Here is a 23,647-nt window from a genome sequence, read left to right as displayed (position 1 = left end):
CCAGTTACCCGGCTCGCGTCGCTGTCAAATCGTTTTGTTTGTCAGCAGCAGAGAGATGAGATTATGTAGCGTTTCAAGTTTTTCGTCAACTACTTTTTTACTTCTTACCGAAAAACTTTTTACTCACTACATCCACTTCAACCCGCTTTTTTCCCGCAAACTTCGCGCCCAATTCAGCACCAATTCCTTGCTGCTGTTTCGTTTCTTTCGCGTCGTTCTCAACGGGAGGCGAACTATAGCAAGCCCTCCCGCCGGCGGCAAGCATTTTGTTAAATATTTTTAAAAACAGGCAGACGCTTGCCCAGGAACGCTTGCATGCCTTCCTTCTGGTCTTCTGTAGCGAAGGTGCTGTGGAACAGGCGGCGCTCGTAGTTGATGCCCTCCGCCAGCGTAGTTTCATAGGCGCGGTTGACCGATTCCTTGATCATCATCACTGCCGGCAGCGACATCGAGGAAATCACGATCGCCGCCTCCAAGGCTTCCTGCAGCAGCCGTTCCAGCGGCACCACGCGCGACACCAGGCCGGCGCGCTCTGCTTCGGCGGCATCCATCATGCGAGCGGTCAGGCACATGTCCATCGCCTTCGACTTCGATATGGCGCGCGGCAAGCGCTGTGTACCGCCGGCGCCGGGGATGATGCCCAGCTTGATTTCCGGCTGGCCGAACTTGGCATTGTCGGCAGCGATGATGAAATCGCACATCATCGCCAGTTCGCAGCCCCCGCCCAGTGCAAACCCCGCCACGGCGGCGATCACCGGCTTGCGCACACTGCGGATCTGTTCCCAGTTGCGGGTGATGTAATCGCCTTTGAAGACATCCATATAGCTCAGCTCCGCCATGCCGCCGATGTCGGCGCCGGCGGCGAAAGCCTTGTCGCTACCGGTCAGTACGATGCAACCGATATCCGGATCGGCATCGAACTTGAGCAAAGCCTGGCCCAGCTCGGTCATCAGCTGGTCGTTCAGGGCGTTCAGCGCCTTCGGGCGATTCAGATGGATCAGACCAACTTTTCCTTGGGTCTCAACCAGAATGTTTTCGTATGTCATTACAGATCCTATCTTTATGTATGTTGATTACGTATGTTGAATCGGCTTAATTGTAGCGCCGCTAAGTTAGATAAGGTTTAGGATGGCTATATTGCAAATCCACAGCGGCCGCCCGAGGAATCTTTCAATTTGTGCATTGTCTATATATATGCAGGAAGTAACTATATTACCGACGAGATCGCCAGTTTTTGACCGACACCCCTTTTACTGGAAGGAGGCAAGCCATGTTCAAAACCATTCTTGTACCCACCGACGGCTCTCATTTGTCGGAAAAGGCCATTAATACAGCGATTGAATTTGCAAAATTCAGCGGCGGCAGGATCCTCGCCCTCTCCGTTGCCGAACCTTATCCATTCTCGCCAATGGCGGAAAGCAGCATGGCGACCGACCCCGGCACGTATGAAGAAAACATGCTGGCGCTGGCCAAGCTGAATGTACAGAAAGTCGCCGACGCCGCCAAGATCGCCGGCGTATCCTGCGAAATGTTGACGGCGCAGGCCTTCAATCCCGACGAGGAAATCATCAGCGCCGCCGAAAAACACCATTGCGATGCGATTTTCATGGCTTCGCACGGGCGTAGCGGCCTTAGCCGGCTATTTCTGGGAAGCAAGACCCAACGAGTGCTGGCACATTCGACCATTCCAGTGCTGGTACTGCGCTAAACACCTGTCCGAACCACAGCGAAAACCGGTTGATGACACAACCAGGACCGACTTGATCCATATCGCTGCAAGTCCGGTCCGTCATTCATGCTCTATATAGAGAGCAACTCAGCGCGCCGGCGCCCCCTTAGGCAGCAGCAGCCACATCATGCCGCGCTGCTTCATCCGGCCGGCCTTTTCGCCCGCTTCGTTGCCAAAGCCCCAGAAGAAGTCGGCCCGCACCGCTCCCTTGATCGCGCCGCCAGTATCCTGCGCAATCACCAGCTGTTGCAATGGCGCGCTGCTGTTCGGCTGGGTGGTCGCCAGGAACACCGGCGTTCCCAGCGGCACAAACTGCTGGTCGACCGCGATCGAACGCAGCGGCGTCAGCGGCACGCCTTGCGCGCCTTTCGGTCCCTGGCTAGCATCCAGCACTTTTTCCTCTTTGAAGAAGACATAGCTCGGATTGGCGTTCAGCAGTTCCTGCTGACGGCCCGGATTGGCTGCCAGCCAGCCTTTGATCCCCTGCGCCGAAGCCTGGGCCAGCGTCAATTCGCCTTTATCCACCAGGTAGCGGCCGATCGAGCGGTAGGGATAACCGTTCTGGTCAGAATAAGCGACCCGCACAATGCTGCTGCCGTCATTCATCTGCACCCGGCCGGAACCCTGCACCTGCAGGAAGAATGCATCGATGGGATCGTCCACCCACAGGATTTCCTTGCCGGCCAGGGCGCCGGACTTATCCAGCTCTGCCCGGCTTGGATAAGGCACCACTTTATTGCCGACCAGTCGGCCGCGCAAGCGCAAGCCTTTCAATTCCGAATAAATGCTGGCCAGGTCGACCGTGATCAGATCGTCCGGCGCGCGGTAGATCGGCGTCTGATAAGGACCGCCGCGCTTGCGCGAGCCCTTCAGCAGCGGCTCGTAATAGCCGGTGACCAGGCCGTTGTCGCTGCCATCGGCATTGATAACCTGATAAGGCGTGAAGAACGATTGGAAGAAGATGCGGATGGCTTTTTCATTGCCGGCATCCAGCCCGGCCGCGATGGCGCAAGGCTCTTTCCAATCGGCTTTACGGGCTTGCGTGGTGCATGAAGTCAGGAAAGCCGGCAGCGCCTGGCGCAAATCGTCGCTGTCCCAGCCCGGCAGGGCTGCGAAGGTAGTAGCGCGCAGGTTGGCGCCAGGGGCGACCGAAGGCACGGTGGGAGCCACACCCGGACGCGGCGTTTCCTGTGGAGGAGGAGTAAGGGGAGTCGTGGTGCAGGCAGCTAAACTGAATCCGATAATCAAGACAGAAACGGGTAAACTGAGACGTTTAAATAGCATTTAGGATTCTTTATGTGGTTAGTGGCTCTCGAAGCTTGCTTCGCCTTCTTTGTATTCGCATTCATTGTCTGGTGGACCATGTTTTCCGGCCGCAAGCCGGATCAGAAACCGCCGCGCAAATCGCTACCGCCAAAAGACGACAAAAAGGACCAATAGTTCAAAGCTCAATGCATCAATGCAGGGTGCGCGGCAGAGACAGGATGAATTCCGGGATGCGCGCCTCGAACTGTTCGCCGTCTTCAGCCACGCAGAAATACTCGCCCAGCATCGAGCCCTGCGGCGTCGCCAGCGAGGTGCCGCTGGTGTATTCGAACTGCTCGCCCGGCTGCAGCAGCGGCTGATGGCCGACCACGCCCAGGCCGCGTACTTCTTCCACGTGATTGTTGGCGTCGGTGATGACCCAGTGCCGCGAAATCAGCTGCGCGGCGACCTGGCCGGTGTTCTTGATGGTGATCGCATAGGCGAAGACATAGTGCGAACTGTCAGGCTGTGATTGCTCTTCCAGGTACTGGGTTCTGACAGTGACGGTGAATTCATAGGCGGCCATGCTGGTTTCCTCGGTTGATGCTTATATATAAGATTTAGATATAGCGGACGGCCCATTGCACACGAATTTCTGCCCTGACGCAAGCTGCAAGGGCACCTGATGCGGGGCTAAAGGGTAAAATAGCGGTCTTTTGCGCCTTTCCCTGGACCGCCCTCATGCCAACCTATCGTATCGCTCCAAGTATCCTCTCCGCCGACTTCGCCCGCCTGGGCGAGGAAGTACGCAACGTTGTCCGCGACGGCGCCGACATCATCCACTTCGACGTCATGGACAACCATTACGTACCGAACCTGACGATAGGCCCGCTGGTGTGCGAAGCCATCCGCCCGCATGTGCAGGTGCCGATCGACGTCCACCTGATGGTCAAGCCGGTAGACCGCATCATTCCCGACTTCGCCAGGGCCGGCGCCAACATCATCACTTTCCATCCGGAAGGTTCGGAACACATCGACCGTTCGCTGCAGCTGATCCGCGACCACGGCTGCAAGGCCGGTCTGGTGTTCAATCCCGCCACGTCGCTGGAATACCTGGACTATGTAATGGACAAGATCGACATCATCCTGATCATGTCGGTCAACCCCGGTTTCGGCGGCCAGTCCTTCATTCCGCAAGCGCTCAAGAAAATCGCCGAGGCGCGCCGCCGCATCGACGAATCGGGGCGCGACATCATGCTGGAAGTCGACGGCGGCATCAAGATCGACAACATCGCAGCGGCCGCCAAGGCTGGCGCGGATACTTTCGTGGCCGGCTCCGCCATCTTCGGCAAACCCGACTACAAGGCCGTCATCGACGACATGCGCGCGCAACTGGCAACCGTATGAACGCAGCCGCGACTGCCCCGACTGCGCTGAGCGGCATCGCCGCCGCCATCATCGACTTGGACGGCACCATGCTGGACACGGCGCCGGATTTCCACGCCGCCGTCAATCGCATGCGCGCCGAGCTGGACCTGGCGCCGCTGCCGCAGCAAACCATTGTCGACTTCGTCGGCAAAGGCAGCGAGAACCTGATCCGTCGCGTGCTCGGCGTCGATTACCCTGCCGCCCAGGTCGAACAGCATTTCGAAGCAGCGCTGGACTCCTATCAGCGCCACTACGCCGTGGTCAACGGCAACCTGGCCACGGTCTATCCGGGCGTGGTGGAAGGTTTGCAAGCCATGCGCCAGCAAGGCTTGCGGCTGGCCTGCGTCACCAACAAACCCCTGGAATTTGCCGTCGCCCTGCTGCAAAAAGCCGGCTTGCGCGATTATTTCGACGTGGTTTACGGCGGCGATTCTTTTCCGAAAAAGAAGCCGGACCCGATGCCGCTGCTGGCGGTATGCGCCGATTTCCAGCTGCAACCGGCGCAGGTGCTGGCCATCGGCGATTCCAGCAATGACGCCCAGGCTGCCCGCGCGGCCGGTTGCCCGGTGTTTAACGTGCCTTATGGCTACAATCACGGCGAGTCTATACAAAATGTCGATTCCGATGGTATAGTCACCTCGCTGCTTGTTGCAGCACAAAATATCAGCAACTAAATCGACTGAATTACAGTTTATTTTAAGACCGCCCAATCTCTCATGTTTTTCAACAAAAAACTTCATGTCCTCTTAGCCGCCCCCGGGGCCTGGCTATGGCGACGCTGGCAATCCTGGGCTAACTGAACCCACCGATAGCTGCTGCCTGAGTACTTGCGGACAAAGTAATTCGCCACACTGTGACGACACACTCTCCTCTCGATATTTAAAATTCAGGCAACGTTTTTTGTAGTGAACCACCGCTGTTCTACAATAGCGGCCTGGAGAGAAACATGACCGAACTCGAATTCAAATCGCTGGCCACCCAAGGCTACAACCGCATCCCGCTGATCGCCGAAGCCTTTGCCGATCTCGAAACCCCGTTGACGCTGTACCTGAAGCTGGCGCAGACCCAGCAGACCGGCAAGAACACCTTCCTGCTGGAATCGGTAGTCGGCGGCGAGCGTTTCGGCCGCTATTCGTTCATCGGCCTGCCGGCGACCACGCTGCTGCGCAGCTACGGCACGCGCATCGAAGTGCTCCAGCATGACAAGGTCATCGAAACCCGCGAAGGCAATCCGCTCGATTTCATCGCCGAATTCCAGGCACGCTATAAAGTGGCGCTGCGTCCTGGCCTGCCGCGTTTCTGCGGGGGCCTGGCCGGCTACTTCGGCTACGACACGGTGCGCCATATCGAAAAGCGGCTGGCCCATTCGACGCCGAAAGACGATCTCGGCCTGCCCGATATCCAATTGCTGCTGACCGAAGAACTGGCCGTGATCGACAACCTGTCCGGCAAGCTGTACCTGATCGTGTATGCCGATCCGACCCAGCCGGAAGCCTTCTCCAAAGGCCGCCAGCGCCTGAAAGACTTGCGCAACATGCTGCGCCGCCCGGCCGATGCGCCGGTGACGTCGGCTTCGGTACGCACCGAAACCATCCGCGAATTCAAGCGCGAAGATTATTTGAAAGCCGTCGCCAAAGCCAAGGAATACGTGATGGCCGGCGACCTGATGCAGGTCCAGATCGGCCAGCGCATCAAGAAACCTTACGTCGACTCGCCGCTGATGCTGTACCGCGCCTTGCGCTCGCTGAATCCGTCGCCGTATATGTACTTCTATAATTTCGGCGACATGCAGATTGTCGGCGCCTCGCCGGAAATCCTGGTCCGCAACGAACAAACTTCAGCGCCAAAAGCCAACGGCGAAGCCAAGCGCACCGTGACCATCCGCCCATTGGCCGGCACCCGCCCGCGCGGCAGCACGCCGGAACAGGATGCGCAACTGGCCACCGAACTGCTGGCCGACCCCAAGGAAATCGCTGAACACGTGATGCTGATCGACCTGGCGCGCAACGACATCGGCCGCATCGCCGAAACTGGCAGCGTCAAGGTGACCGACCAAATGGTGATCGAAAAATATTCGCATGTGCAGCATATCGTTTCGAATGTCGAAGGCGAGCTGAAATCCGGCCTTTCCAACCTGGATGTGCTGAAAGCGACTTTCCCGGCCGGCACCCTGTCCGGTGCGCCGAAAGTGCGCGCCATGGAAATCATCGACGAACTGGAACTGACCAAGCGCGGCATCTACGGCGGCGCCTGCGGCTACCTGTCGTTCGGCGGTGAAATGGATGTCGCCATCGCGATCCGCACCGGCGTCATCAAGGATGGCATGCTGTACGTGCAGGCTGCGGCCGGCATCGTCGCCGACTCGGTGCCCGAGATGGAGTGGCAGGAAACCGAAAACAAGGCGCGCGCAGTGCTGCGCGCGGCGGAACAGGTGCAAGACGGCCTGGATGGAGAAATCTGATGCTGGCCATGTCCTTATGGCCAGCGCAAGAAGCCAGGCGTTGATGCCGCAACCGTCAGATCTTTAGCGGCGGCGTGCCTTCCTTGAATAGCTGTCCGAGCTGGCTACGCAATTCGGGGGTGTCCTGGTGACCGTGAACGCTGACCGCATGCTGGACTGCCGCTGCCAGCAATTCTTCATCGTTATCGGCAGCGATCGCCACGGAACACTTGGTATCGCTAGGATATTCGCGGCAATCGATGTATTTGCGTGACATGGTGAGCTCCTTCATTGCAGCAATATGATTGCAGCACACAAACGGCCTGCTGCGAGCACGCTTGAGAATAAATCTTAGGAATCAAAGAGGCCTTTGTCAACGCAGCGCCGGCGTAAATCTTGAGGTCGCCGGAAGCCGCCGGAAAGCTGATTTTCCGGCATGCTTTCCCGGCAAGAACTTTGTCGGCAGCAGGTTTTCCTGTCGCCAATATTGAGGATTGACAAGCACTGCGACCCGGCGCCATCGGATGCGCCATCTGATCAAAATCGAAGCAGTTCCGATAATTCCGTTTGAGACTATGATGACTATGATTATTGCCACACTTTGCCGCCGCGACAGGACAACCTGCCAAGCTGCCGCCCTGCAGGCAGAATTCCCAACAAAATCAATGGGTTAAAACTATTATGCTGCTAATGATCGACAACTACGATTCCTTCACCTATAACCTGGTGCAATACTTCGGTGAACTTGGCGAGGATGTCCGTACTTTCCGCAACGACGAAATTACACTCGATGAAATCAATGCCCTGAAACCTGACCGCATCTGCCTGTCGCCAGGCCCCTGCAGTCCGAAGGAAGCAGGGATCTGCGTCGACTTGCTGCAGCAGTTCGCCGGCCAGCTGCCCATCCTCGGCGTCTGCCTCGGCCACCAGGCCATCGGCGAAGCATTCGGCGGCAAAGTGATCCGGGCCCAGCAAGTCATGCACGGCAAGACCTCGCCGATCAGCCATACCGGCGTCGGCGTTTTCAAGGATTTGCCCAATCCGTTTACCGTGATCCGCTATCACTCGCTGGCGATTGAGCGCGCTTCGATTCCGGCCTGCCTGGAAATCACGGCCTGGACCGAAGACGGCGAAATCATGGGGGTGCGCCACAAGGATTACGATATCGAGGGTGTGCAGTTCCACCCGGAATCGATCTTGTCGGAACATGGCCACGCGCTGCTGCGCAACTTCGTCCAGCGCACTGCCTGAAGCGGCGCCAGCCGTTCGCCGGCGCCTGCGGAGGCGGCGCCGCCTTTCTCATTCCCGGTAAGGACATCATGCCAATCACCGACCAAGAAGCGCTCCTGCGCTGCATCGAACACCGCGAAATCTTCCACGACGAAATGCTGTCGCTGTTCCGCCGCATCATGAAGGGCGAAATGTCGCCGCTGATGATTGCGGCGCTGACCATGGGCTTGCGCGTCAAGAAGGAAACCATCGGCGAAATCGCCGCCGCCGCGCAGGTCATGCGCGAGTTCGCCACGCCCGTACCCTGCCGCGACACCAGCAACCTGGTCGATATCGTCGGCACCGGCGGCGATGGCGCCCAGACCTTCAATATTTCGACCGCCTCCATGTTCGTGGCCGCCGCTGCCGGCGCGCGCGTCGCCAAGCATGGCGGGCGCAGCGTCTCATCTTCCTCCGGCAGCGCCGACGTTCTGGAATCGTTCGGCGCCAATATCAACCTGACGCCGGCCCAGGTGGCCGAGTCGATAGAACAGACCGGCATCGGCTTCATGTTCGCGCCCAACCACCATGCTGCGATGAAGCATGCAGCACCGGTGCGCAAGGAACTGGGCGTGCGCACCATTTTCAATATCCTGGGGCCGCTGACCAATCCGGCCGGCGCGCCGAATATCCTGATGGGCGTATTCCATGCCGACCTGGTCGGTATCCAGGTGCGCGTCTTGCAGCGCCTGGGCGCGCAGCACGCGATCGTCGTCTGGGGCCGCGACAACATGGATGAAGTCTCGCTCGGCGCCGGCACCATGGTGGGCGAGCTGGTCAACGGCGAGATCCGCGAATATGAAATCCATCCGGAGGATTTTGGCCTGCAGATGACCGCCAGCCGGAACTTGAAAGTCTCCAACGCGGTCGAATCGAAGGAAAAAGTGCTGGAAGCGCTGCTGGACCAGCCGGGCGCGGCGCGCGATATCGTCGCCATCAATGCCGGCACCGCCTTGTATGCGGCCGGCGTCGCCAGTTCTATCGGCGATGGGCTGGACAAGGCCCGCGCGGCAATCGCTTCCGGCGCAGCCAAAGCAAAACTCGATCAGTTCGTGCACGCCACGCAAACCATCGCCGCCGCCGGCTGAACACCATCATCAATACCGTAGCAAAGGATAACGCCATGTCTGATATTTTGAACAAAATCCTGGCCGTCAAAGCGGATGAAGTCGCTGCGGCAAAAAAGCAGCAAGATTTCGCTGGCCTGCGGCGCGAAGTGGAATCCGATGCCGAGGCGCGCGCCGCCCTGCGCGACTACGAAGCCGCGCTGCGCGCAAAAATCGCGGCGGGACACGCCGGCGTGATCGCCGAAGTCAAGAAGGCCTCGCCATCCAAGGGTGTGATCCGCGCCGACTTCCGTCCGGCCGAGATTGCCGTCGACTACGTTGCCCATGGCGCGGCCTGCTTGTCAGTGCTGACCGACATCCAGTTTTTCCAGGGTGCGCCGGCTTACCTGCAGCAAGCGCGCGCCGCCTGCAGCCTGCCGGCGCTGCGCAAGGATTTCATGATCGATCCGTACCAGGTGTACCAGGCGCGCTCCTGGGGCGCCGACGCCATCCTGCTGATTGTGGCTGCGCTGGACCATGGCCTGATGGCGGAGATGGAAGCGGTCGCGCATGAGCTGGGCATGAGCGTGCTGGTGGAAGTCCACAACGCCGAAGAGCTGGACGCGGCCTTGAAACTGAAAACCAATCTGCTCGGCATCAACAACCGCAACCTGCGCACGTTTGAAACCTCGCTGCAGACCACGCTGGACCTGCTGCCGCACATTACGCCGGACAAGCTGGTGGTCACCGAATCCGGCATCCACAGCAAAGACGACGTCAAGCGCATGCGCGACGCCAATGTCCATGCCTTCCTGGTGGGCGAAGCCTTCATGCGGGCGGAACACCCGGGCGTCGAACTGGCCCGTCTGTTCGATCACTGAAGCTGCAAGACCTGCACTTAGAACGCCGGAATCAAGGATCCCTTGAATTCGGCTTCGATGAATTTGCGCACTTCTTCCGACGAATAAGCCTTGACCAGTTTTTTCACCCAAGGCTTGTCCTTGTCTTCCGCCCGCGTGACGTTCAGCTTGGCATACGGCCCCTTGGCATCCCCCACCGCAATCGCATCGCGCTGCAATGACAATCCCGCCTTCACCGCATAGTCGTTGTTGACCGAAGCCGCCGCCAGATCGTCCAGCGAACGCGGCAGCTGCGCCGCATCCGGTTCCACCAGCTTGAGTTTCTTCGTCCAGGTCGCCGGCTGCCAGCGCTTCGTTCGGCTGCAGATAGCCTTCACACATCCGCGGGCCGTCGCTACGGAACGATTTCGCATGTTGGTATATCTCAGCAATCGATTGATGAATACCCATTCCTGTTTGCGGCATATAATAATTTTGCCAGTCAATCACGCCGGCTCAGGCCTACAGGCCTGAACGCCGGCTACGACCGACGTACTTTTGGAGGTTTTCGATGCGCGCAATATATAAAGTGGTTACCGCAACCTGCTTCAGTTTGTCCATCATAGGCGGAGGAGCAATGGCCGCCGACCCGCCCAAGCAATATTCCGTGCGCGATTTCTTCAGGAATCCCGAGCAAGCCGGTTTCCAGCTCTCCCCTAACGGCAAATACATCAGCTTCATGCAGCCTTGGGAAGGCCGCATGAATATCTTTATCCGGACCGTCGGCTCGGATGCGCCGCCGCTGCGCGTCACCTCCGAAAAAGACCGCGATATCAGCGGCTATTTCTGGAAGGGCGACGATCGCATCCTGTTTGCCAAAGACTTCGGCGGCGACGAGAATTTCCACGTGGTGTCGGTCGGACGCGACGGCAAGGACCTCAAGGACCTGACGCCCTACCCCAAGGTCCGCGCCCAGATCGTCGACGACCTGGAAGACATTCCGGATGAAATCCTGGTCAGCCACAACAAGCGCAATGCCGAAATCTTCGACGTCTACCGCATCAACGTCAAGACCGGCGCCGAAAAGCTGGTAGCCAAGAATCCCGGCACCATCCAGGCCTGGATCACCGACCACGACGGCAAGGTGCGCGCCGCCACGACTTCAGACGGCGTCAACACCAGCCTGCTGTACCGCGCCAGCGAAAGCGCGCCGTTCAAGACTATCCTGACCACCTCATTCAAGGATTCGGTCAGCCCGCTGTTTTTCACCTTCGACAACAAGAAGCTGTACGTCTCCTCGAACCTGGGCCGCGACAAGCAGGCCATCGTGATCTTCAATCCGGAAACCGCCAAGGAAGAAGAACTGCTGTATGAAAATCCGGAAGTCGATGTCGACGGCCTGTCCTTTTCGAAGAAGCGCAAGGTGCTGACGGAAATCAGCTACACCACCTGGAAGCCCGAGCAGAAATTCCTCGATGCGCAAAGCGAAGCCTTGCACAAGACCCTGCAGGAAAAACTGCCTGGCTACGAAGTCATCACGCAGTCGCACACCAAGGATGAATCGAAGTGGATAGTGGCCGCCTACAACGACCGCACCCAGGGCAGCCGCTATCTGTTCGACAGCAAGAGCGGCAGCCTGACCAAGCTGGCCGACATCAATCCGGCCATCGCGGAAAAAGACATGGCGGAAATGAAAGCGGTGCAGTACAAGGCGCGCGACGGCTTGCTGATCAACGGCTACCTGACCCTGCCGCAGGGCAAGGATCCAAAGAACCTGCCGGTGATCATCAACCCGCACGGGGGCCCTTGGGCGCGCGATGTGTGGGGCTACAACCCGGAGGTGCAGCTGCTCGCCAACCGCGGCTATGCGGTATTGCAGGTCAACTACCGCGGCTCCACCGGCTACGGCCGCAAGTTCTGGGAAGCCTCGTTCAAGCAATGGGGCAAGACCATGCAGGATGACCTTAGCGATGGCGTGCAATGGCTGGTCACGCAAGGCATCGCCGATCCCAAGCGGGTGGCGATCTACGGCGGCTCCTACGGCGGCTATGCGACGCTGGCCGGCGTCACCTTTACGCCGGAACTGTATGCGGCAGCGGTCGACTATGTCGGCGTCTCCAACCTGTTCACCTTCATGAACACCATCCCGCCCTACTGGAAGCCGTTCCTCGACCAGATGCATGAGATGGTCGGCGATCCGGAGAAAGACAAAGCCTTGCTGAGTTCGGCCTCGCCGGCATTGCATACCGACCGCATCAAGACGCCGCTGTTCGTTGCGCAAGGCGCCAACGATCCACGCGTCAACAAGGCCGAATCGGACCAGATCGTGGAGAGCCTGCGCAAGCGCGGCGTGCCGGTGGAATACATGGTGAAGGACAATGAAGGCCACGGCTTCCACAACGAAGAAAACCGCTTCGACTTTTATACAGCGATGGAAGGCTTCCTGGCCAAGCATCTGACGCCGCAATAAACGTCAACGCATTGCTTTACTGGATATGGAAAGCGCGGGCGCCGGCAACGGCGGCCCGCTTTTTTTTCGCCGCCAAAGGTAACAATCAAAGCGCGGCAACATCCCCGGCAAGAATCGATGCCTCGACAGTCTTTAGATGCTGTTTAGATACAGTTTCTTCACATATGCCTATTCACAGGCTGAGGAATGACGAAGGTTTAGTAAGTTTACTAAACAAATAAAACTCATAAATGTAAAATAAATCCTTATATATCAGCTAGTTATACTATTTTATTTTAAGAAATATTTGTAAATTTCATTTTTTTACTATACATTGATACTCACAAAACACCCTTGAGTTCCGGCGGCATCAGGCGCGACAGCACCGCGGCCGGATCTCAGGCAAATGCAGGCGCCGCAGCGGCAGCCGGCAAACAAGGAGGAGAGAATGCGAGCAACGATCCGCGATATCGCGCTGGCTGCCAATGTATCCATCGGCACCGTGTCGCGCGCCCTGAAAAAACAATCTGGCCTGACCGAGCAGACCCGCATCCATGTACAAAGGATCGCGTCCCAGCTTGGCTACAACGAAGCCAACCTGCGTCAGGGAAAAATCCGCCGCCTGACTTTCCTGCTGCATCGCCAGCACAATAATTTCGTCGCCAGCCCGTTTTTTTCGCATGTGCTGCATGGCGTGGAAACTGCTTGCCGCGAGCGCAGCATCGTGCCGACCGTATTGTCGATAGGCCCGGCCGACAATGTGATGGAACAGATCCGCCTGCACGAACCCGATGCGCTGGCGGTGGCCGGCTTCATGGAGCCGGAAGTGCTGGAATCGCTGACCAAGACCGGCAAGCCGGTAGTGCTGATCGATTTGTGGGCGCCCGGCTTCCGCTCCGTGAACATCGACAATCTCGGCGGCGCCCTGGCGGCGACCCGCCATCTGATGGAGCTCGGCCGCCAGCGGCTGGCTTTCGTTTCCGGGCCGCTGTCGCACTATAGTATTGCGCAACGCGCGCTGGGCTACCGCCAGGCGCTGTTCGAAGCCGGCCGCTTGTTCGATCCGCGCCTGGAAATCACTTTGCAGCCGGGCCAGGAACTGCAGCAGCAAGCCGCCGCCGCGATACACACCCTGCTGCAATCGGGACCGCCGCCGGACGCCATATTCTGCTACAACGACGCCACCGCGCTGGCCGTCATGAATGCGTGCCAGGCGCGCGGCCTGCGGATTCCGGAAGATATCGCGCTGGTCGGCTTCGACAATATCGATGGCGCCGCCAGCGCCGCGCCGCCGCTCACTACGCTGGCGGTCGACAAGGAAGCACTGGGGCGGATGGGCATGCAGCTATTGCTGGACGATGCGCCGGCGCAAACCGAAGTGGTGCTGCCGGTGGAGCTGATCCAGCGCGCCAGCACGCTGGGCAGCGGGACGCTCGCATGAACATGCTCGAACCGACCGCCATGCCCAAGGACGAATTCCGCCATCCAGCCTTCCTGCTGCAGCACGTGCGCGACACCATGCGCTTCTATCATCCGCGCGCCATCGATGCCACGGGCGGCTTCTATCATTTCTTCAAGGATGACGGCAGCATCTACGACAGCGAAACCCGGCACCTGGTCAGCAGCACGCGCTTCATCTTCAACTATGCGATGGCTTACCGCCAGTTCGGCGACCCCGCCTATCTGGATGCGGTCCGGCATGGCGTGGCCTTCCTGCGCGATGTGCACTGGGATGCGCAATTGCAAGGCTACGACTGGACCTTGTCCTGGAAAGACGGCCGCAAGCAAGTGCTTGATCCGACCCGCCATTGCTACGGCCTGGCGTTCGTCCTGCTGGCTTACGCCCACGCCATGATGGCGGGCGTGGCCAGCGCCGAAGAATGGCTGTACCAAACCTACGACCTGCTGGAACAGCGTTTCTGGGAACCGCACGCCGGCCTGTATGCCGACGAAGCCAGCGCCGGCTGGCAGCTGCAAGCCTATCGCGGCCAGAACGCCAACATGCACATGACCGAGGCGCTGCTGGCGGCCTATGAAGCCAGCGGCGACACGCGGTTCCTGGACCGCGCCGATATGGTGGCGCGCCATATCACGGTGCGCCAGGCAGCCCTGAGCAATGGCTTGATCTGGGAACACTACCATCCAGACTGGACGGTCGATTGGGATTACAACAAGGAAGACAGCAGCAATATCTTCCGTCCCTGGGGTTTCCAGCCCGGCCATCATGCCGAATGGGCCAAGCTGCTGCTGATACTGGAACGGCACCGGCCGCAGGAATGGCTGCTGCCGCGCGCGATCGAACTGTTCGATGCCGGCATGGATGCGGCCTGGGACATGGAGTGCGGCGGCATCTACTACGGCTTCGCGCCGGACGGCGTGATCTGCGACCAGGACAAGTATTTCTGGGTGCAGGCAGAGAGTTTCGCCGCTGCAGCCCTGCTGGCCCAGCGCACCGGCAAGCATCGCTTCTGGGACTGGTACGACCATATCTGGCAATACAGCTGGCGGCATTTCATCGATCACCAACATGGCGCCTGGTTCCGCATCCTGACTCGCGACAACCGCAAGTACAGCGATGAAAAGAGCCCGGCCGGCAAGACCGACTACCACACCATGGGCGCCTGTTATGAAGTGCTCGGCGTCTTGCAACAAAAAGGATGACGATGCGGTTCCGGCCGAACATGTCTCCTGAAGGCTTGTACTGAATATCTCTTGACCCGCGGCGCCGTCACGGCCCGCCCTGTCGCCAGCCGGCTTCCCCGACCTGGCCACACCAGCAAATACTGAAATGCGAATTGAATTCGTAGTGGGTAGGTGTTTCCGATTACTTTGCATCAGCAAGTAACGACAATAAGGAGGAACGATGAATAAACAGACATGCAGGAAACTTGCAGCGAGTGCACTCGCGGTCATACTGTTCGGTTGCGGCGACGGTTCAAATGGCATCGATGGAAAGACCGGCAGCGCCGGAGCGGCCGGCGTCAATGGCGTTCCCGGCCAGCCGGGAGCTACGGGAGCTACGGGAGCGGCCGGTGCAGCCGGTCAGCCGGGACCCGCGGGAAGCAGTGCTGCCACACCAGTGGCCGACGCCGACAATGCGCTCAAGCCGCTGCCCGAACTGGCGCTGACCAAGTACATCAATCCCTTCCTCGGCACCAGACAACAACCCGGCGGCACCCATCCCGGCAACACCAGTCCGGCGGCAACCCTGCCGTTCGGCATGGTCTCCTTCGGCCCCGACACCGACATCGATCACCAGTATTATTCCAGCGGGTCGGGCTACAACTACGACAGCAACATGATCAACTACTTCAGCATGACCCGCATCAGCGGGCCGGGCTGCCGCAGCGGCGGCACCTTGCCGATCATGCCGACCATGCTGACCAGCCAGCTCGCCAGCAACAGCAACCTGGTCATGCGCCAGGCCGGCAACACCTTCGATCACAAAGACGAAACTGCCGCGCCCGGCTACTACAAGGTGAAGACCAAGGACGGCATCGTCACCGAGCTGACCGCAACCGCCCGCAGCGGCTTCGCGCGCTTCACCTATCCCGATAAAACCAAGGCCATCCTGGTGATCGATGCGACCCAGAACAATTCGATGACCGGCGTCAGCGCCCAGATCTGGCAAGACCCGGCCGACGCCAGCGGCTTTTACGGCAAGACCTCCAACAAATTCAACTGCGGCGGCGCCTACGACGTGTATTTCTACATACAGTCCGGTTCCGCCTACGCCACGGCGCCGCGCTTCATCAACAATAGCGGCACCGTGATCCTGAATTTCGACCTGTCCAAGTCGGCCGGCAGCAGCGCGGCAGTCAAGATCGGCCTGTCGTATGTCAGCCCCGCCAATGCCTTGCGCAACCTGAAAAAGGAAAACGCCGGCTTCGATTTCGACAAGACCAAAAGCCAGGCCGACGCCACATGGAACACCCGGCTCAACACCATCCAGGTGGATGCGGCCGGCGCCAGCGGCGATTCCCTGACGCAGTTCTATACAGCCTTCTACCACGCCATGTCCGGCCCGACCTTGTTCAGCGATGTCGACGGCAGCTACATCGGCCTGGACAAGCAGCGCCACCAGACCGATGCCTACAAGGACAAGAACGGCGTCCTGGTGCGCCGCAGCCACTACACCACCTTTTCCATCTGGGACACCTACCGCTCGCTCGGCGCCATGCATGCCTGGCTGTTCCGCGACGAAGCGGCCGACATGGCGCAATCGCTGGTGAACGACGCCGTCCAGTGCGGCGCCTTCCCGCACTGGGCTGACGCCAACGTCGACGACGTGCCGATGGAAGGCGACCATGCGCCGATGCTGCTGGCCAGCCTGCAAGCCTTCGGCGCCACCCGCTTCGACAGCGCCACCGCCCTGACCTACATGAAGCGCGCCGCCTTCGGTCCCAGCACGGACTGGCCGCAATGGCCCGCCTGCAACGGCAATCCGGCTTTCGGCAGGAACGTGGCGGGCACCGCGCAAGGCAATATGCCGGATTACCTCAAGCTGGGCTATGTCGCCGAGGGCGGCGACGCCAGCGGCATCCATACCGGCTCGCTGACGATAGAAGGCGCCAACCGCGATTTCGCCATCGGACGTTTCATCAGCAACCTGAATCCGGGCGACGTCTCCGCCGAAGACAAGAAGAGTGCCGCCGCCCTGCTTCTGCGCGGCGAGAACTGGAAAAACATTTTTAATCCGACCACCAAGGTGCTGGCGGTCAAGGACCTGGCCGGCAGCTGGGCTTCGCCCTCGCAGGACGACGGCTATCACGAAGGCACGGCTGCCCAGTACCTGTGGGCGATCCCGCATGACCTGAGCAAAATCGTCACCGCCCTCGGCGGCAACGCAGCCGCCATCCAGCGCCTCGACACATTGTTTTCCGTCAGCGCCAAAGCCGGGACGCCGTCCGGGCTGACGCTGGACAGCAGCCGGCTCAACGGCGGCGAAAATTCGGATGACTTCTACATGGGCAACGAACCCGGCTTCGCTTCGCCATGGGCCTATAACTGGACCGGCACGCCTTCGCGCGCGCAGTTCGTGCTGCCGCAGATCATGGCCGCCACCTTCTCCAGCAAACCCGAGGGCTTGCCGGGCAACGACGATGTCGGCGCCACTTCGGGCTGGTATGTGTGGGCTGCGCTGGGCTTGTACCCGATGATTCCCGGCGTGCCCGGACTGACCATGGCGACACCGCAATTCTCCAGCATCACGATCCAGCTGGCGGACGGCAAACGCTTGCTCATCAAGCGCGACAAGAATGCCGCCTTTGTCAAAACCCTGAAAGTGAATGGCCAGGACTGGCCCAGCACCTGGCTGCCGCTGAGCAAAGTGCAGGCCGGCGGCACGCTGGATTTCAGCGTCTCCGACAAGCCGACTTCGTGGGGCCAGGCCAGCGCGCCGCCGTCCGGCGCCGCCGGCAATTTTTCCCAGTCTCCCTGACGCAATTCAAAGGATGCGGATCGGCCATGCGGCCGGTTCGCCGGCGTTCGCCTGCCGTTGGCGCGGGCTGCGTTCGCCGTTATGCAAGCACGCCAGCTTCATCCAGAAATTTGGACTTTCAAAAATAATGCTATTGGAGGAACAATGAATCTGCATTCGAACAAAGATCTCAGACATAAGCTGGCCATCGGCATTGCCGCCGCAGCGCTGTTCGGCTGCGGCGGCGGCTCGGACCAGCCATCCGCCGGAAGCACTGGCGCCTCTGCCGCGGCCAACAGCCTGGTTAAAGATGCTGCGCCGGCAAACGCCGGCACGCTGCAATCAAACAGCGATGGCTTCACCAAAGTCGCGCTGACGCAGTACGTCAATCCCTTCGTCGGCACCGCGGATTCATCGGCGCCGGCCACCGATCCTGTGCCTGCGGGCGCCAGGGGCGGCACCTTCCCCGGCGCGACGACGCCGTTCGGCATGGTGCAATGGACGCCCATGACTCCCAGCAACGGCGGCCAGGACCATCCGGTAGGCTACATCTACAAGGAAAAGACCATCACCGGCTTTCCGCTGACGCAGATGAGCGGCTCCGGTTGCGACGGCAATGAAGGCGAACTGCCGATCATGCCGACCTTCGACACCAGCGCAGTCGGCGTCAACGCCAAGGAAAATTTCGATCACAAGAATGAAACGGCGCGGCCCGGTTATTACCAGGTGACTTTGAACGACGGCATCAACACCGAGCTGACGGCGACCACCAGAAGCGGTTTCGGCCGCTTCACCTTCCCGGCCAGGTCAGCCGTCGCCAGCGCCAGCAAGACCCCTTACCTAGTGTTCGACGCCACCCGCAGCAACACCATCTCGCCGACCACCGGCGTCATCAGGACCGAGGGCAAGGATGGCTTGTCCGGCTCCACCGTCGGCGGAAAATTTTGCGGAGCGAGGACTTACACCCTGTACTTCTACGCCAAGTTCGACCGCAACATCACCGCCGCCATCAGCAACGGCAAGGCTAACGTGACCTTCGACGCCGGCAGCAAGCCGGCGGTGCTGATGAAGATCGGCCTGTCCTATGTCAGCAGCGACAATGCCCGCAAGAACCTGGAACAGGAAAACCCGAACTGGGATTTCAACGCCGTGCGCGATGCCGCCGCCGATGCCTGGAACAGTCGTCTCAACACGATCCAGGTCACTGGCGGCAGCGAGACCGAAAAACGCAAGTTCTACACCGCGCTATATCACTCGCTGCTGTCGCCCAACACCAATAGCGACGTCACCGGCGACTATCTCGGCTTCGACCAGAAGATCCACAAGGTGCAGGACGGCCGCACCCAGTATGTCAACTACTCCAACTGGGATGTGTACCGCAGCCTGATCCCCTTGAACAGCATGCTGTTTCCCAAGGAAACCAGCGACATGATGCAATCGCTGGTCAACGACGCCGACCAGTGCGGCGCCATTCCGCGCTGGGCGCCGATCAATGTCGATGCCGGCATCATGCCGGGCGACTCCGGCGTGCCTGCCATCATGGGCGGCTATGCCTTCGGCGCCACCAACTTCGACGCCAAGAAAGCCTTGGACTACATGACCCTGGTCGGCAACAAGGCCGATGTGCAATGCACTGGCGACCACGTGCGGGACAGCGTCGACCGCATGAACGACTACCTGGTGCATGGCTACGCCGCCATGGACAACGGCTGGTGGGCCGGCTCGCTGACGTTTGAATTCGGCACCGCGGATTTCGCCACCGCGCAGCTGGCCAAGGCCCTGGGCGACAACATGAACTACCAGCTGTTCCTGAGCCGTTCCGCCAACTGGAAAAACCAATTCAACCCGACGCAAAAGCAACTCCTGCCGCGCTATCGCAACGGCAGCTGGCTGCTGAACCCGCAGCCGAACGCCGACATGGTGGAAGGCAACGCCGAGCAATATACCTGGATGTCGGCCTACGACGCGCGCGGCCTGTTCAACCTGGCAGGCGGCAATGCAGCCGCCATCAAGCGCCTTGACGCCTTCTTCCAGAATCTCAATGCCGGCATGAACCTGCCCAACTTCTACATGGGCAATGAACCGAGCTTCGCCACGCCCTGGCTGTACAACTGGAGCGGTGCGCGACGTGGTCAACACGGTGTTCTCGGACGATCCGGGCGGCTTGCCGGGCAATGACGACCTCGGTGCGGTCTCGTCCTGGTACGTGTGGGCGGCAATCGGTTTGTATCCGGAAATCCAGGCGGTCAGCGGCTTGACTGTCGGCAGCCCGATGTTCGACAAGGTGGTGATCCGCTGGGCCGACGGCAGCAAGAAACTGGCGATCAACGCAAAAGGCGCCGCCAGCAACTCGCCGTATATCCAGACCCTGGCGCTGAATGGCCAGGCGCTCGACATGCCTTGGCTATGGCTGAAAGACTTGAAGGACAGCGCCACGCTGGACTTCACGCTGGCTGCCAGCCAGTCGCAATGGGGCCAGGATTCCGCAGCCAGGATGCCTTCGTTCGGCCTCGACAGCTTTACCAGCCTGGCCGACGCCCTGAACAATCACGGCATCGGCAGCGATGGCCAGAAAACCACGCGCGGGCTGGAGGGCTATACCTACGACATGGGCGGCTGGAGCTATTCCTCGCAAGCGCTGGCGGCAGCCGGGGCGACTGCGGGCGGCGGCGTCAGCTTCAACGGCATCCGGTTCACCTGGCCGGACGGCAAGTCAGGACTGGATAATATGGTCAGCCAGGGCCAGACCATAACCCTGGCCAAGCCGCGGGCAGCGACGACGCTGGCGATCCTGGGCAGTTCGACCAATGCCTCAAGCGCACCGACCGGCAAGCTGACCGTCACCTATGCCGACAATACCCAGGCCAGTTTTGACCTGCGCTTCGACGACTGGACGCTGGGCGGCGGCTCGGCCAAGGTCGGCAGCTACAACCAGGTTGCCCTGACCAGCGCTCATCGGGTCGACCAGAACGGCAATACCGACAGCACCAAGGCCTATGTCTATTATTGGGACGCCAAGCTGGACCAGCAACGCCAGGTCAAGAGCATCACGCTGCCGTACCAGACCGACAATGGCGCAGTGATGCATGTGTTTGCGATGGAGCTGAAGTAAGGTGAAAGGCGCTTACGGCTTGCGCAAACCGTGCCGTAAGCGCAAGCCGCTCCCTGCGATGCGCCTAGAATTCCGCGTGCAGCCGCAGGGAGCCCACCGTCACCGGCCCGCGGTCGGCGTTGTAGGCGGGATTGTAGAAGCGCTGCACATCCGCCGTCAGCGCAACGGCTTTCGACAGGCTGTAGCTGTAATAGGCTTCCAGGATGCGTTCCGGCCGGTAGTTCAGCTGGCCGTCGCCGATGAACACGCCCAGCCCGCCGGCCGCCAGGTATTCCTGATGCGCCTTGCTCAAGCCGTTCTGTATCAGGGCGAAACCGAAGGTGTCATTGGCGCGATGCCAGCTGCTGCCCTTCACCGAAACACCCGCGCTGACCGAGCGTTCGATTTCCGAGAATGAATAGGTTTCGGTCTTGCCGTCGTTGCGGCTGACACGTGCAAAGACGCCGACATCGCTGCCCAGGCTCTGCTCGATATTGATCCCGTAGCCATACTTGATCTGGCTCTTGCGTACCTGCGCCACATCGGGTGTGCCGCCGTTGAGCGCGGCATACGCCAGCGCATCGGAAAAGCCGCCCATGAATTCCTTGTTGCGGAAAGCCAGCAGGCGCAGCTTGCCGGGCTGGCCGGCTATCACGTGATCGTGCTCGAGCTCGATCTGGTCGCTGTGATATTTGGCGATGCGGGTGTCCAGGCGCTGGCCGTTCGACTCCAGCGGCACCATGAAACGGCCGAAACGGAAAGCCCAGTCGTCGTAATAATATTCGGCCGCCCCGCCCCAGGTATAGCTGCGGGTATCTCCGGAATAATCATAGGGGCCATAAGTCGACAAGGCCCAGTTCAGGAATTGCGTGCGGCCGTCATGAGCATAGGCATTGTTGTCGAAGATATCGATGATGCTCAGGTTACCCAGCGTGAACACCAGGCGCCGCTTGTCGACCATGCCGGCCAGCTGGTTGGGCGCCGACTCGACCGCCTGTTTGTCGCCGCCGAAACCCCAGGTCTGGCGCAGGAACAGGCGCGCCCGGTAAAAGGTGGGGCTCGAACTGCTGCCCTTCTGCTGCTCCGAGTCCATCATCCCGCCCAGGCCGGTCAGGCCCGACATCGGCACGGCTTGCACCACCTCCGGATTGAAGTACAGCTCGCCGCCGCTCCAGGTGCGCAGGCCAAGGAACAAGGTGCCGGAGAAGGAATAGCCTTTTTCGGCCGCAGTGCTCAAACTGTTGGTTCCTGAATACGCGGCGTCAAACGAAGGCTTCTTTTGCCACACATAGGTGGCCTGTCCGTGCACGCCCCAGGTTTCTTCCTCGATATCGTCCGCATGCGCGGCGAGCGGCGCGGCGGCCGCGGCCGCCAGCATCAGACCCAGCCAAACCCGGTTGTCCGGGCTGAAGGTGAAACGATCGTTGAATATGCGCACTAGTTGTTTACGTAACATGGATTTTCAACACAGGCGCAATGCTGTGCAGGCGGGCTTGATGGAATGACGGAATGATGGGGATATTACAGCATCGTCGCAACGAATCCCTGGTTTAACGCTTGGCTTTGCCGGCCTCGACCAGCGCCGCCATGGCCAGCGACTCATCGTCGGCCAGCGCGCTCAACCCGGCAATCACGGTTGCCTGGTTCTGCGCCGGCTGGTTCTGGCTGACCTTCCACTTGCCGCACAAACGGGTAATCACGATTTCGATGCCGACGATGGCGCCCATCAGCTTTTCCGTGTAATCCTGCGGCGCGTCGGACAACTGCCAGGGCCGCGCGAAAGCGGCTTCGTTGTGCGCGGTCAGCGCCGCCAGGTGCGCCGGCAGCCAGCTGGCGTCGTCGATGATGCGCAGCGTGCCGTAGGCATGCGCCACGGCGTAGTTCCAGGTCGGCACCACCTTGCCGGTCTCGGCCTTGGTCGCATACCAGGACGGCGTGATGTACGCCTCCGGGCCATGGAAAATCGCCAGCACTTCCACCTCCTTGCGGAAATCCTGCCAGAGCGGATTGGCGCGCGCCACATGTCCGTGCAAGGTGCCGAAAGGGCCGTCTTGCGCAGACAGCAGCAAGGGGATGTGGTTGGCGTTGAGCCCGTCCGAGGACAGCGTCACCAGAGTGGACAGGGGACGTGCGCGTATCAGCTCGTGCAGGACTTCGATGCGCGGTTCGTCAAAGTGCTTGGGGATATACATGATGTGCTCGTGTGAAGTATCTGGCCGGCCAAGGATTACCGAAAAATTCAGCGCCGGTTGGCATAGGCTTCCGGCACAAAGCGCTCCATCAGCGTCTGCGGCCGGGCGGGCACCGTGAAACCGAACTTGGCGTACAGCCCGTGCGCGGTGCTGGTCGCCAGCATGAAACGCCGCAGCCCCTGCAGCCTTGGATGCGCCATGATCGCCGCCATCAGCTCGGCGCTGTAGCCTTTGCCGCGGTGTTCGGCCAGCACGAAGACATCGACCAGGTAAGCAAACGTCGCATAGTCGGTAATGACCCGCGCATAGGCCACTTGCCCGCTACCGGCAAACAAGCCGAAATTCAGCGAATGGCGGATCGATTCTTCCACCATCGACAGAGGAATGCCGCGAGCCCATGCCGATTCTTCAGACAGGAAACGATGAATCAGCGGAACGTCCAGTTCAGCCGCTTCGGTGGTGATGCGCAATTCGTCCATCGGGGGATGCTTTCAGGTTAT

19 protein-coding genes and 2 pseudogenes are annotated in these 23,647 nt (G+C 60.1%); 13 read left to right on the top strand and 8 right to left on the bottom strand.

The window, feature by feature from the left end:
- Window positions 1-283 (top strand): hypothetical protein (locus tag KHU30_RS20730; RefSeq protein WP_211444480.1); only part of this gene is annotated, 283 nt, incomplete at its 5' end.
- On the opposite strand, the gene KHU30_RS20725 is transcribed toward KHU30_RS20730, so the two are convergent.
- The gene (locus tag KHU30_RS20725) at window positions 270-1,046 is read right to left on the bottom strand and encodes an enoyl-CoA hydratase (RefSeq protein ID WP_211444479.1); all 777 of its coding nucleotides are present in this window, start codon (window positions 1,044-1,046) and stop codon (window positions 270-272) included. The genes KHU30_RS20730 and KHU30_RS20725 overlap by 14 nt on opposite strands.
- A gap of 224 nt (window positions 1,047-1,270) precedes the next feature.
- Here KHU30_RS20725 and KHU30_RS20720 point away from each other — a divergent pair, with 224 nt between their 5' ends.
- Window positions 1,271-1,708 carry a universal stress protein gene (locus tag KHU30_RS20720; protein ID WP_211444512.1) on the top strand — a complete coding sequence of 146 codons (438 nt, stop codon included), beginning with the start codon at window positions 1,271-1,273 and terminating at the stop codon, window positions 1,706-1,708.
- A 108-nt stretch (window positions 1,709-1,816) separates the two neighbouring features.
- Here KHU30_RS20720 and mltA read toward each other — a convergent pair whose 3' ends face one another.
- Both mltA and apaG read right to left on the bottom strand, forming a co-directional pair.
- A complete protein-coding gene (gene mltA / locus KHU30_RS20715; protein ID WP_211444478.1) occupies window positions 1,817-3,013 on the bottom strand; it encodes a murein transglycosylase A in 1,197 nt (398 codons plus the stop codon).
- A gap of 172 nt (window positions 3,014-3,185) precedes the next feature.
- The gene (gene apaG, locus KHU30_RS20710) at window positions 3,186-3,560 is read right to left on the bottom strand and encodes a Co2+/Mg2+ efflux protein ApaG (protein ID WP_211444477.1); all 375 of its coding nucleotides are present in this window, start codon (window positions 3,558-3,560) and stop codon (window positions 3,186-3,188) included.
- A gap of 155 nt (window positions 3,561-3,715) precedes the next feature.
- On the opposite strand from apaG, the gene rpe reads away from it, so the two are divergent.
- The 3 genes from rpe to trpE all read left to right on the top strand — a co-directional run bounded on the left by rpe (window position 3,716) and on the right by trpE (window position 6,863).
- Complete coding sequence (gene rpe, locus KHU30_RS20705; RefSeq protein WP_211444476.1) at window positions 3,716-4,381, top strand: ribulose-phosphate 3-epimerase; 666 nt, start codon at window positions 3,716-3,718, stop codon at window positions 4,379-4,381.
- Window positions 4,378-5,076, top strand: a complete 699-nt coding sequence (locus tag KHU30_RS20700; protein WP_211444475.1) for a phosphoglycolate phosphatase — start codon at window positions 4,378-4,380, stop codon at window positions 5,074-5,076. The genes rpe and KHU30_RS20700 overlap by 4 nt, the downstream gene beginning before the upstream one ends.
- Window positions 5,077-5,348: 272 nt before the next feature.
- Window positions 5,349-6,863 (top strand): anthranilate synthase component I, encoded by a 1,515-nt coding sequence (trpE, locus tag KHU30_RS20695; RefSeq protein WP_211444474.1) that lies wholly within the window; start codon window positions 5,349-5,351, stop codon window positions 6,861-6,863.
- Between the two features lie 55 nt (window positions 6,864-6,918).
- Here trpE and KHU30_RS20690 read toward each other — a convergent pair whose 3' ends face one another.
- Window positions 6,919-7,119: a DUF1059 domain-containing protein gene (locus KHU30_RS20690; RefSeq protein ID WP_098497518.1), complete on the bottom strand. Its 201-nt coding sequence runs from the start codon at window positions 7,117-7,119 to the stop codon at window positions 6,919-6,921.
- A 404-nt stretch (window positions 7,120-7,523) separates the two neighbouring features.
- Between KHU30_RS20690 and KHU30_RS20685 the strand changes: the two genes are divergently transcribed.
- From KHU30_RS20685 to trpC, 3 genes are all read left to right on the top strand, one after another.
- Window positions 7,524-8,093 carry an anthranilate synthase component II gene (locus tag KHU30_RS20685; RefSeq protein WP_211444473.1) on the top strand — a complete coding sequence of 190 codons (570 nt, stop codon included), beginning with the start codon at window positions 7,524-7,526 and terminating at the stop codon, window positions 8,091-8,093.
- Window positions 8,094-8,161: 68 nt separating this feature from the next.
- Window positions 8,162-9,199 carry an anthranilate phosphoribosyltransferase gene (gene trpD, locus KHU30_RS20680; RefSeq protein WP_211444472.1) on the top strand — a complete coding sequence of 346 codons (1,038 nt, stop codon included), beginning with the start codon at window positions 8,162-8,164 and terminating at the stop codon, window positions 9,197-9,199.
- 35 nt (window positions 9,200-9,234) lie between these two features.
- A complete protein-coding gene (gene trpC, locus KHU30_RS20675; RefSeq protein WP_211444471.1) occupies window positions 9,235-10,038 on the top strand; it encodes an indole-3-glycerol phosphate synthase TrpC in 804 nt (267 codons plus the stop codon).
- 17 nt (window positions 10,039-10,055) lie between these two features.
- Here the strand turns inward: trpC and KHU30_RS20670 are convergent.
- Window positions 10,056-10,343 (bottom strand): annotated as a pseudogene (locus tag KHU30_RS20670) (MetQ/NlpA family ABC transporter substrate-binding protein); the annotation flags it as partial.
- Window positions 10,344-10,576: 233 nt separating this feature from the next.
- Here KHU30_RS20670 and KHU30_RS20665 point away from each other — a divergent pair.
- The 5 genes and pseudogenes from KHU30_RS20665 to KHU30_RS20645 all read left to right on the top strand — a co-directional run bounded on the left by KHU30_RS20665 (window position 10,577) and on the right by KHU30_RS20645 (window position 20,976).
- The gene (locus KHU30_RS20665) at window positions 10,577-12,466 is read left to right on the top strand and encodes a S9 family peptidase (RefSeq protein ID WP_407928114.1); all 1,890 of its coding nucleotides are present in this window, start codon (window positions 10,577-10,579) and stop codon (window positions 12,464-12,466) included.
- A gap of 427 nt (window positions 12,467-12,893) precedes the next feature.
- Window positions 12,894-13,886: a LacI family DNA-binding transcriptional regulator gene (locus KHU30_RS20660; RefSeq protein ID WP_211444469.1), complete on the top strand. Its 993-nt coding sequence runs from the start codon at window positions 12,894-12,896 to the stop codon at window positions 13,884-13,886.
- Window positions 13,883-15,106, top strand: a complete 1,224-nt coding sequence (locus tag KHU30_RS20655; protein ID WP_211444468.1) for an AGE family epimerase/isomerase — start codon at window positions 13,883-13,885, stop codon at window positions 15,104-15,106. The genes KHU30_RS20660 and KHU30_RS20655 overlap by 4 nt, the downstream gene beginning before the upstream one ends.
- Before the next feature lie 202 nt (window positions 15,107-15,308).
- Complete coding sequence (locus tag KHU30_RS20650; protein ID WP_211444467.1) at window positions 15,309-17,885, top strand: GH92 family glycosyl hydrolase; 2,577 nt, start codon at window positions 15,309-15,311, stop codon at window positions 17,883-17,885.
- 81 nt (window positions 17,886-17,966) lie between these two features.
- Window positions 17,967-20,976, top strand: a pseudogene (locus KHU30_RS20645) (GH92 family glycosyl hydrolase).
- 64 nt (window positions 20,977-21,040) lie between these two features.
- On the opposite strand, the gene KHU30_RS20640 reads toward KHU30_RS20645, so the two are convergent.
- The 3 genes from KHU30_RS20640 to KHU30_RS20630 all read right to left on the bottom strand — a co-directional run bounded on the left by KHU30_RS20640 (window position 21,041) and on the right by KHU30_RS20630 (window position 23,626).
- Window positions 21,041-22,411: a carbohydrate porin gene (locus KHU30_RS20640; RefSeq protein WP_230427496.1), complete on the bottom strand. Its 1,371-nt coding sequence runs from the start codon at window positions 22,409-22,411 to the stop codon at window positions 21,041-21,043.
- Between the two features lie 94 nt (window positions 22,412-22,505).
- Window positions 22,506-23,147, bottom strand: a complete 642-nt coding sequence (locus KHU30_RS20635; RefSeq protein WP_211444466.1) for an FMN-binding negative transcriptional regulator — start codon at window positions 23,145-23,147, stop codon at window positions 22,506-22,508.
- 47 nt (window positions 23,148-23,194) lie between these two features.
- Window positions 23,195-23,626, bottom strand: coding sequence for a GNAT family N-acetyltransferase (locus tag KHU30_RS20630; RefSeq protein WP_211444465.1), 432 nt, complete (start codon window positions 23,624-23,626; stop codon window positions 23,195-23,197).
- Between the last annotated feature and the right edge of the window lie 21 nt (window positions 23,627-23,647).

Source organism: Collimonas humicola (genome assembly GCF_018304945.1).
Lineage (GTDB): Bacteria > Pseudomonadota > Gammaproteobacteria > Burkholderiales > Burkholderiaceae_D > Collimonas > Collimonas humicola.
This window is presented reverse-complemented; position numbering and strand designations above follow the sequence as displayed.

Bases quoted from the DNA above. Each gene is read 5' to 3' on its own strand.
- KHU30_RS20655 (WP_211444468.1), top strand. From the start codon at position 13,883: ATGAACATGCTCGAACCGACCGCCATGCCCAAGGACGAATTCCGCCAT.
- KHU30_RS20640 (WP_230427496.1), bottom strand. From the start codon at position 22,411: ATGTTACGTAAACAACTAGTGCGCATATTCAACGATCGTTTCACCTTC.
- KHU30_RS20720 (WP_211444512.1), top strand. From the start codon at position 1,271: ATGTTCAAAACCATTCTTGTACCCACCGACGGCTCTCATTTGTCGGAA.
- mltA (WP_211444478.1), bottom strand. From the start codon at position 3,013: ATGCTATTTAAACGTCTCAGTTTACCCGTTTCTGTCTTGATTATCGGA.
- KHU30_RS20700 (WP_211444475.1), top strand. From the start codon at position 4,378: ATGAACGCAGCCGCGACTGCCCCGACTGCGCTGAGCGGCATCGCCGCC.
- apaG (WP_211444477.1), bottom strand. From the start codon at position 3,560: ATGGCCGCCTATGAATTCACCGTCACTGTCAGAACCCAGTACCTGGAA.
- rpe (WP_211444476.1), top strand. From the start codon at position 3,716: ATGCCAACCTATCGTATCGCTCCAAGTATCCTCTCCGCCGACTTCGCC.
- KHU30_RS20660 (WP_211444469.1), top strand. From the start codon at position 12,894: ATGCGAGCAACGATCCGCGATATCGCGCTGGCTGCCAATGTATCCATC.
- trpE (WP_211444474.1), top strand. From the start codon at position 5,349: ATGACCGAACTCGAATTCAAATCGCTGGCCACCCAAGGCTACAACCGC.
- KHU30_RS20630 (WP_211444465.1), bottom strand. From the start codon at position 23,626: ATGGACGAATTGCGCATCACCACCGAAGCGGCTGAACTGGACGTTCCG.
- trpD (WP_211444472.1), top strand. From the start codon at position 8,162: ATGCCAATCACCGACCAAGAAGCGCTCCTGCGCTGCATCGAACACCGC.
- KHU30_RS20650 (WP_211444467.1), top strand. From the start codon at position 15,309: ATGAATAAACAGACATGCAGGAAACTTGCAGCGAGTGCACTCGCGGTC.
- KHU30_RS20635 (WP_211444466.1), bottom strand. From the start codon at position 23,147: ATGTATATCCCCAAGCACTTTGACGAACCGCGCATCGAAGTCCTGCAC.
- KHU30_RS20685 (WP_211444473.1), top strand. From the start codon at position 7,524: ATGCTGCTAATGATCGACAACTACGATTCCTTCACCTATAACCTGGTG.
- trpC (WP_211444471.1), top strand. From the start codon at position 9,235: ATGTCTGATATTTTGAACAAAATCCTGGCCGTCAAAGCGGATGAAGTC.
- KHU30_RS20725 (WP_211444479.1), bottom strand. From the start codon at position 1,046: ATGACATACGAAAACATTCTGGTTGAGACCCAAGGAAAAGTTGGTCTG.
- KHU30_RS20690 (WP_098497518.1), bottom strand. From the start codon at position 7,119: ATGTCACGCAAATACATCGATTGCCGCGAATATCCTAGCGATACCAAG.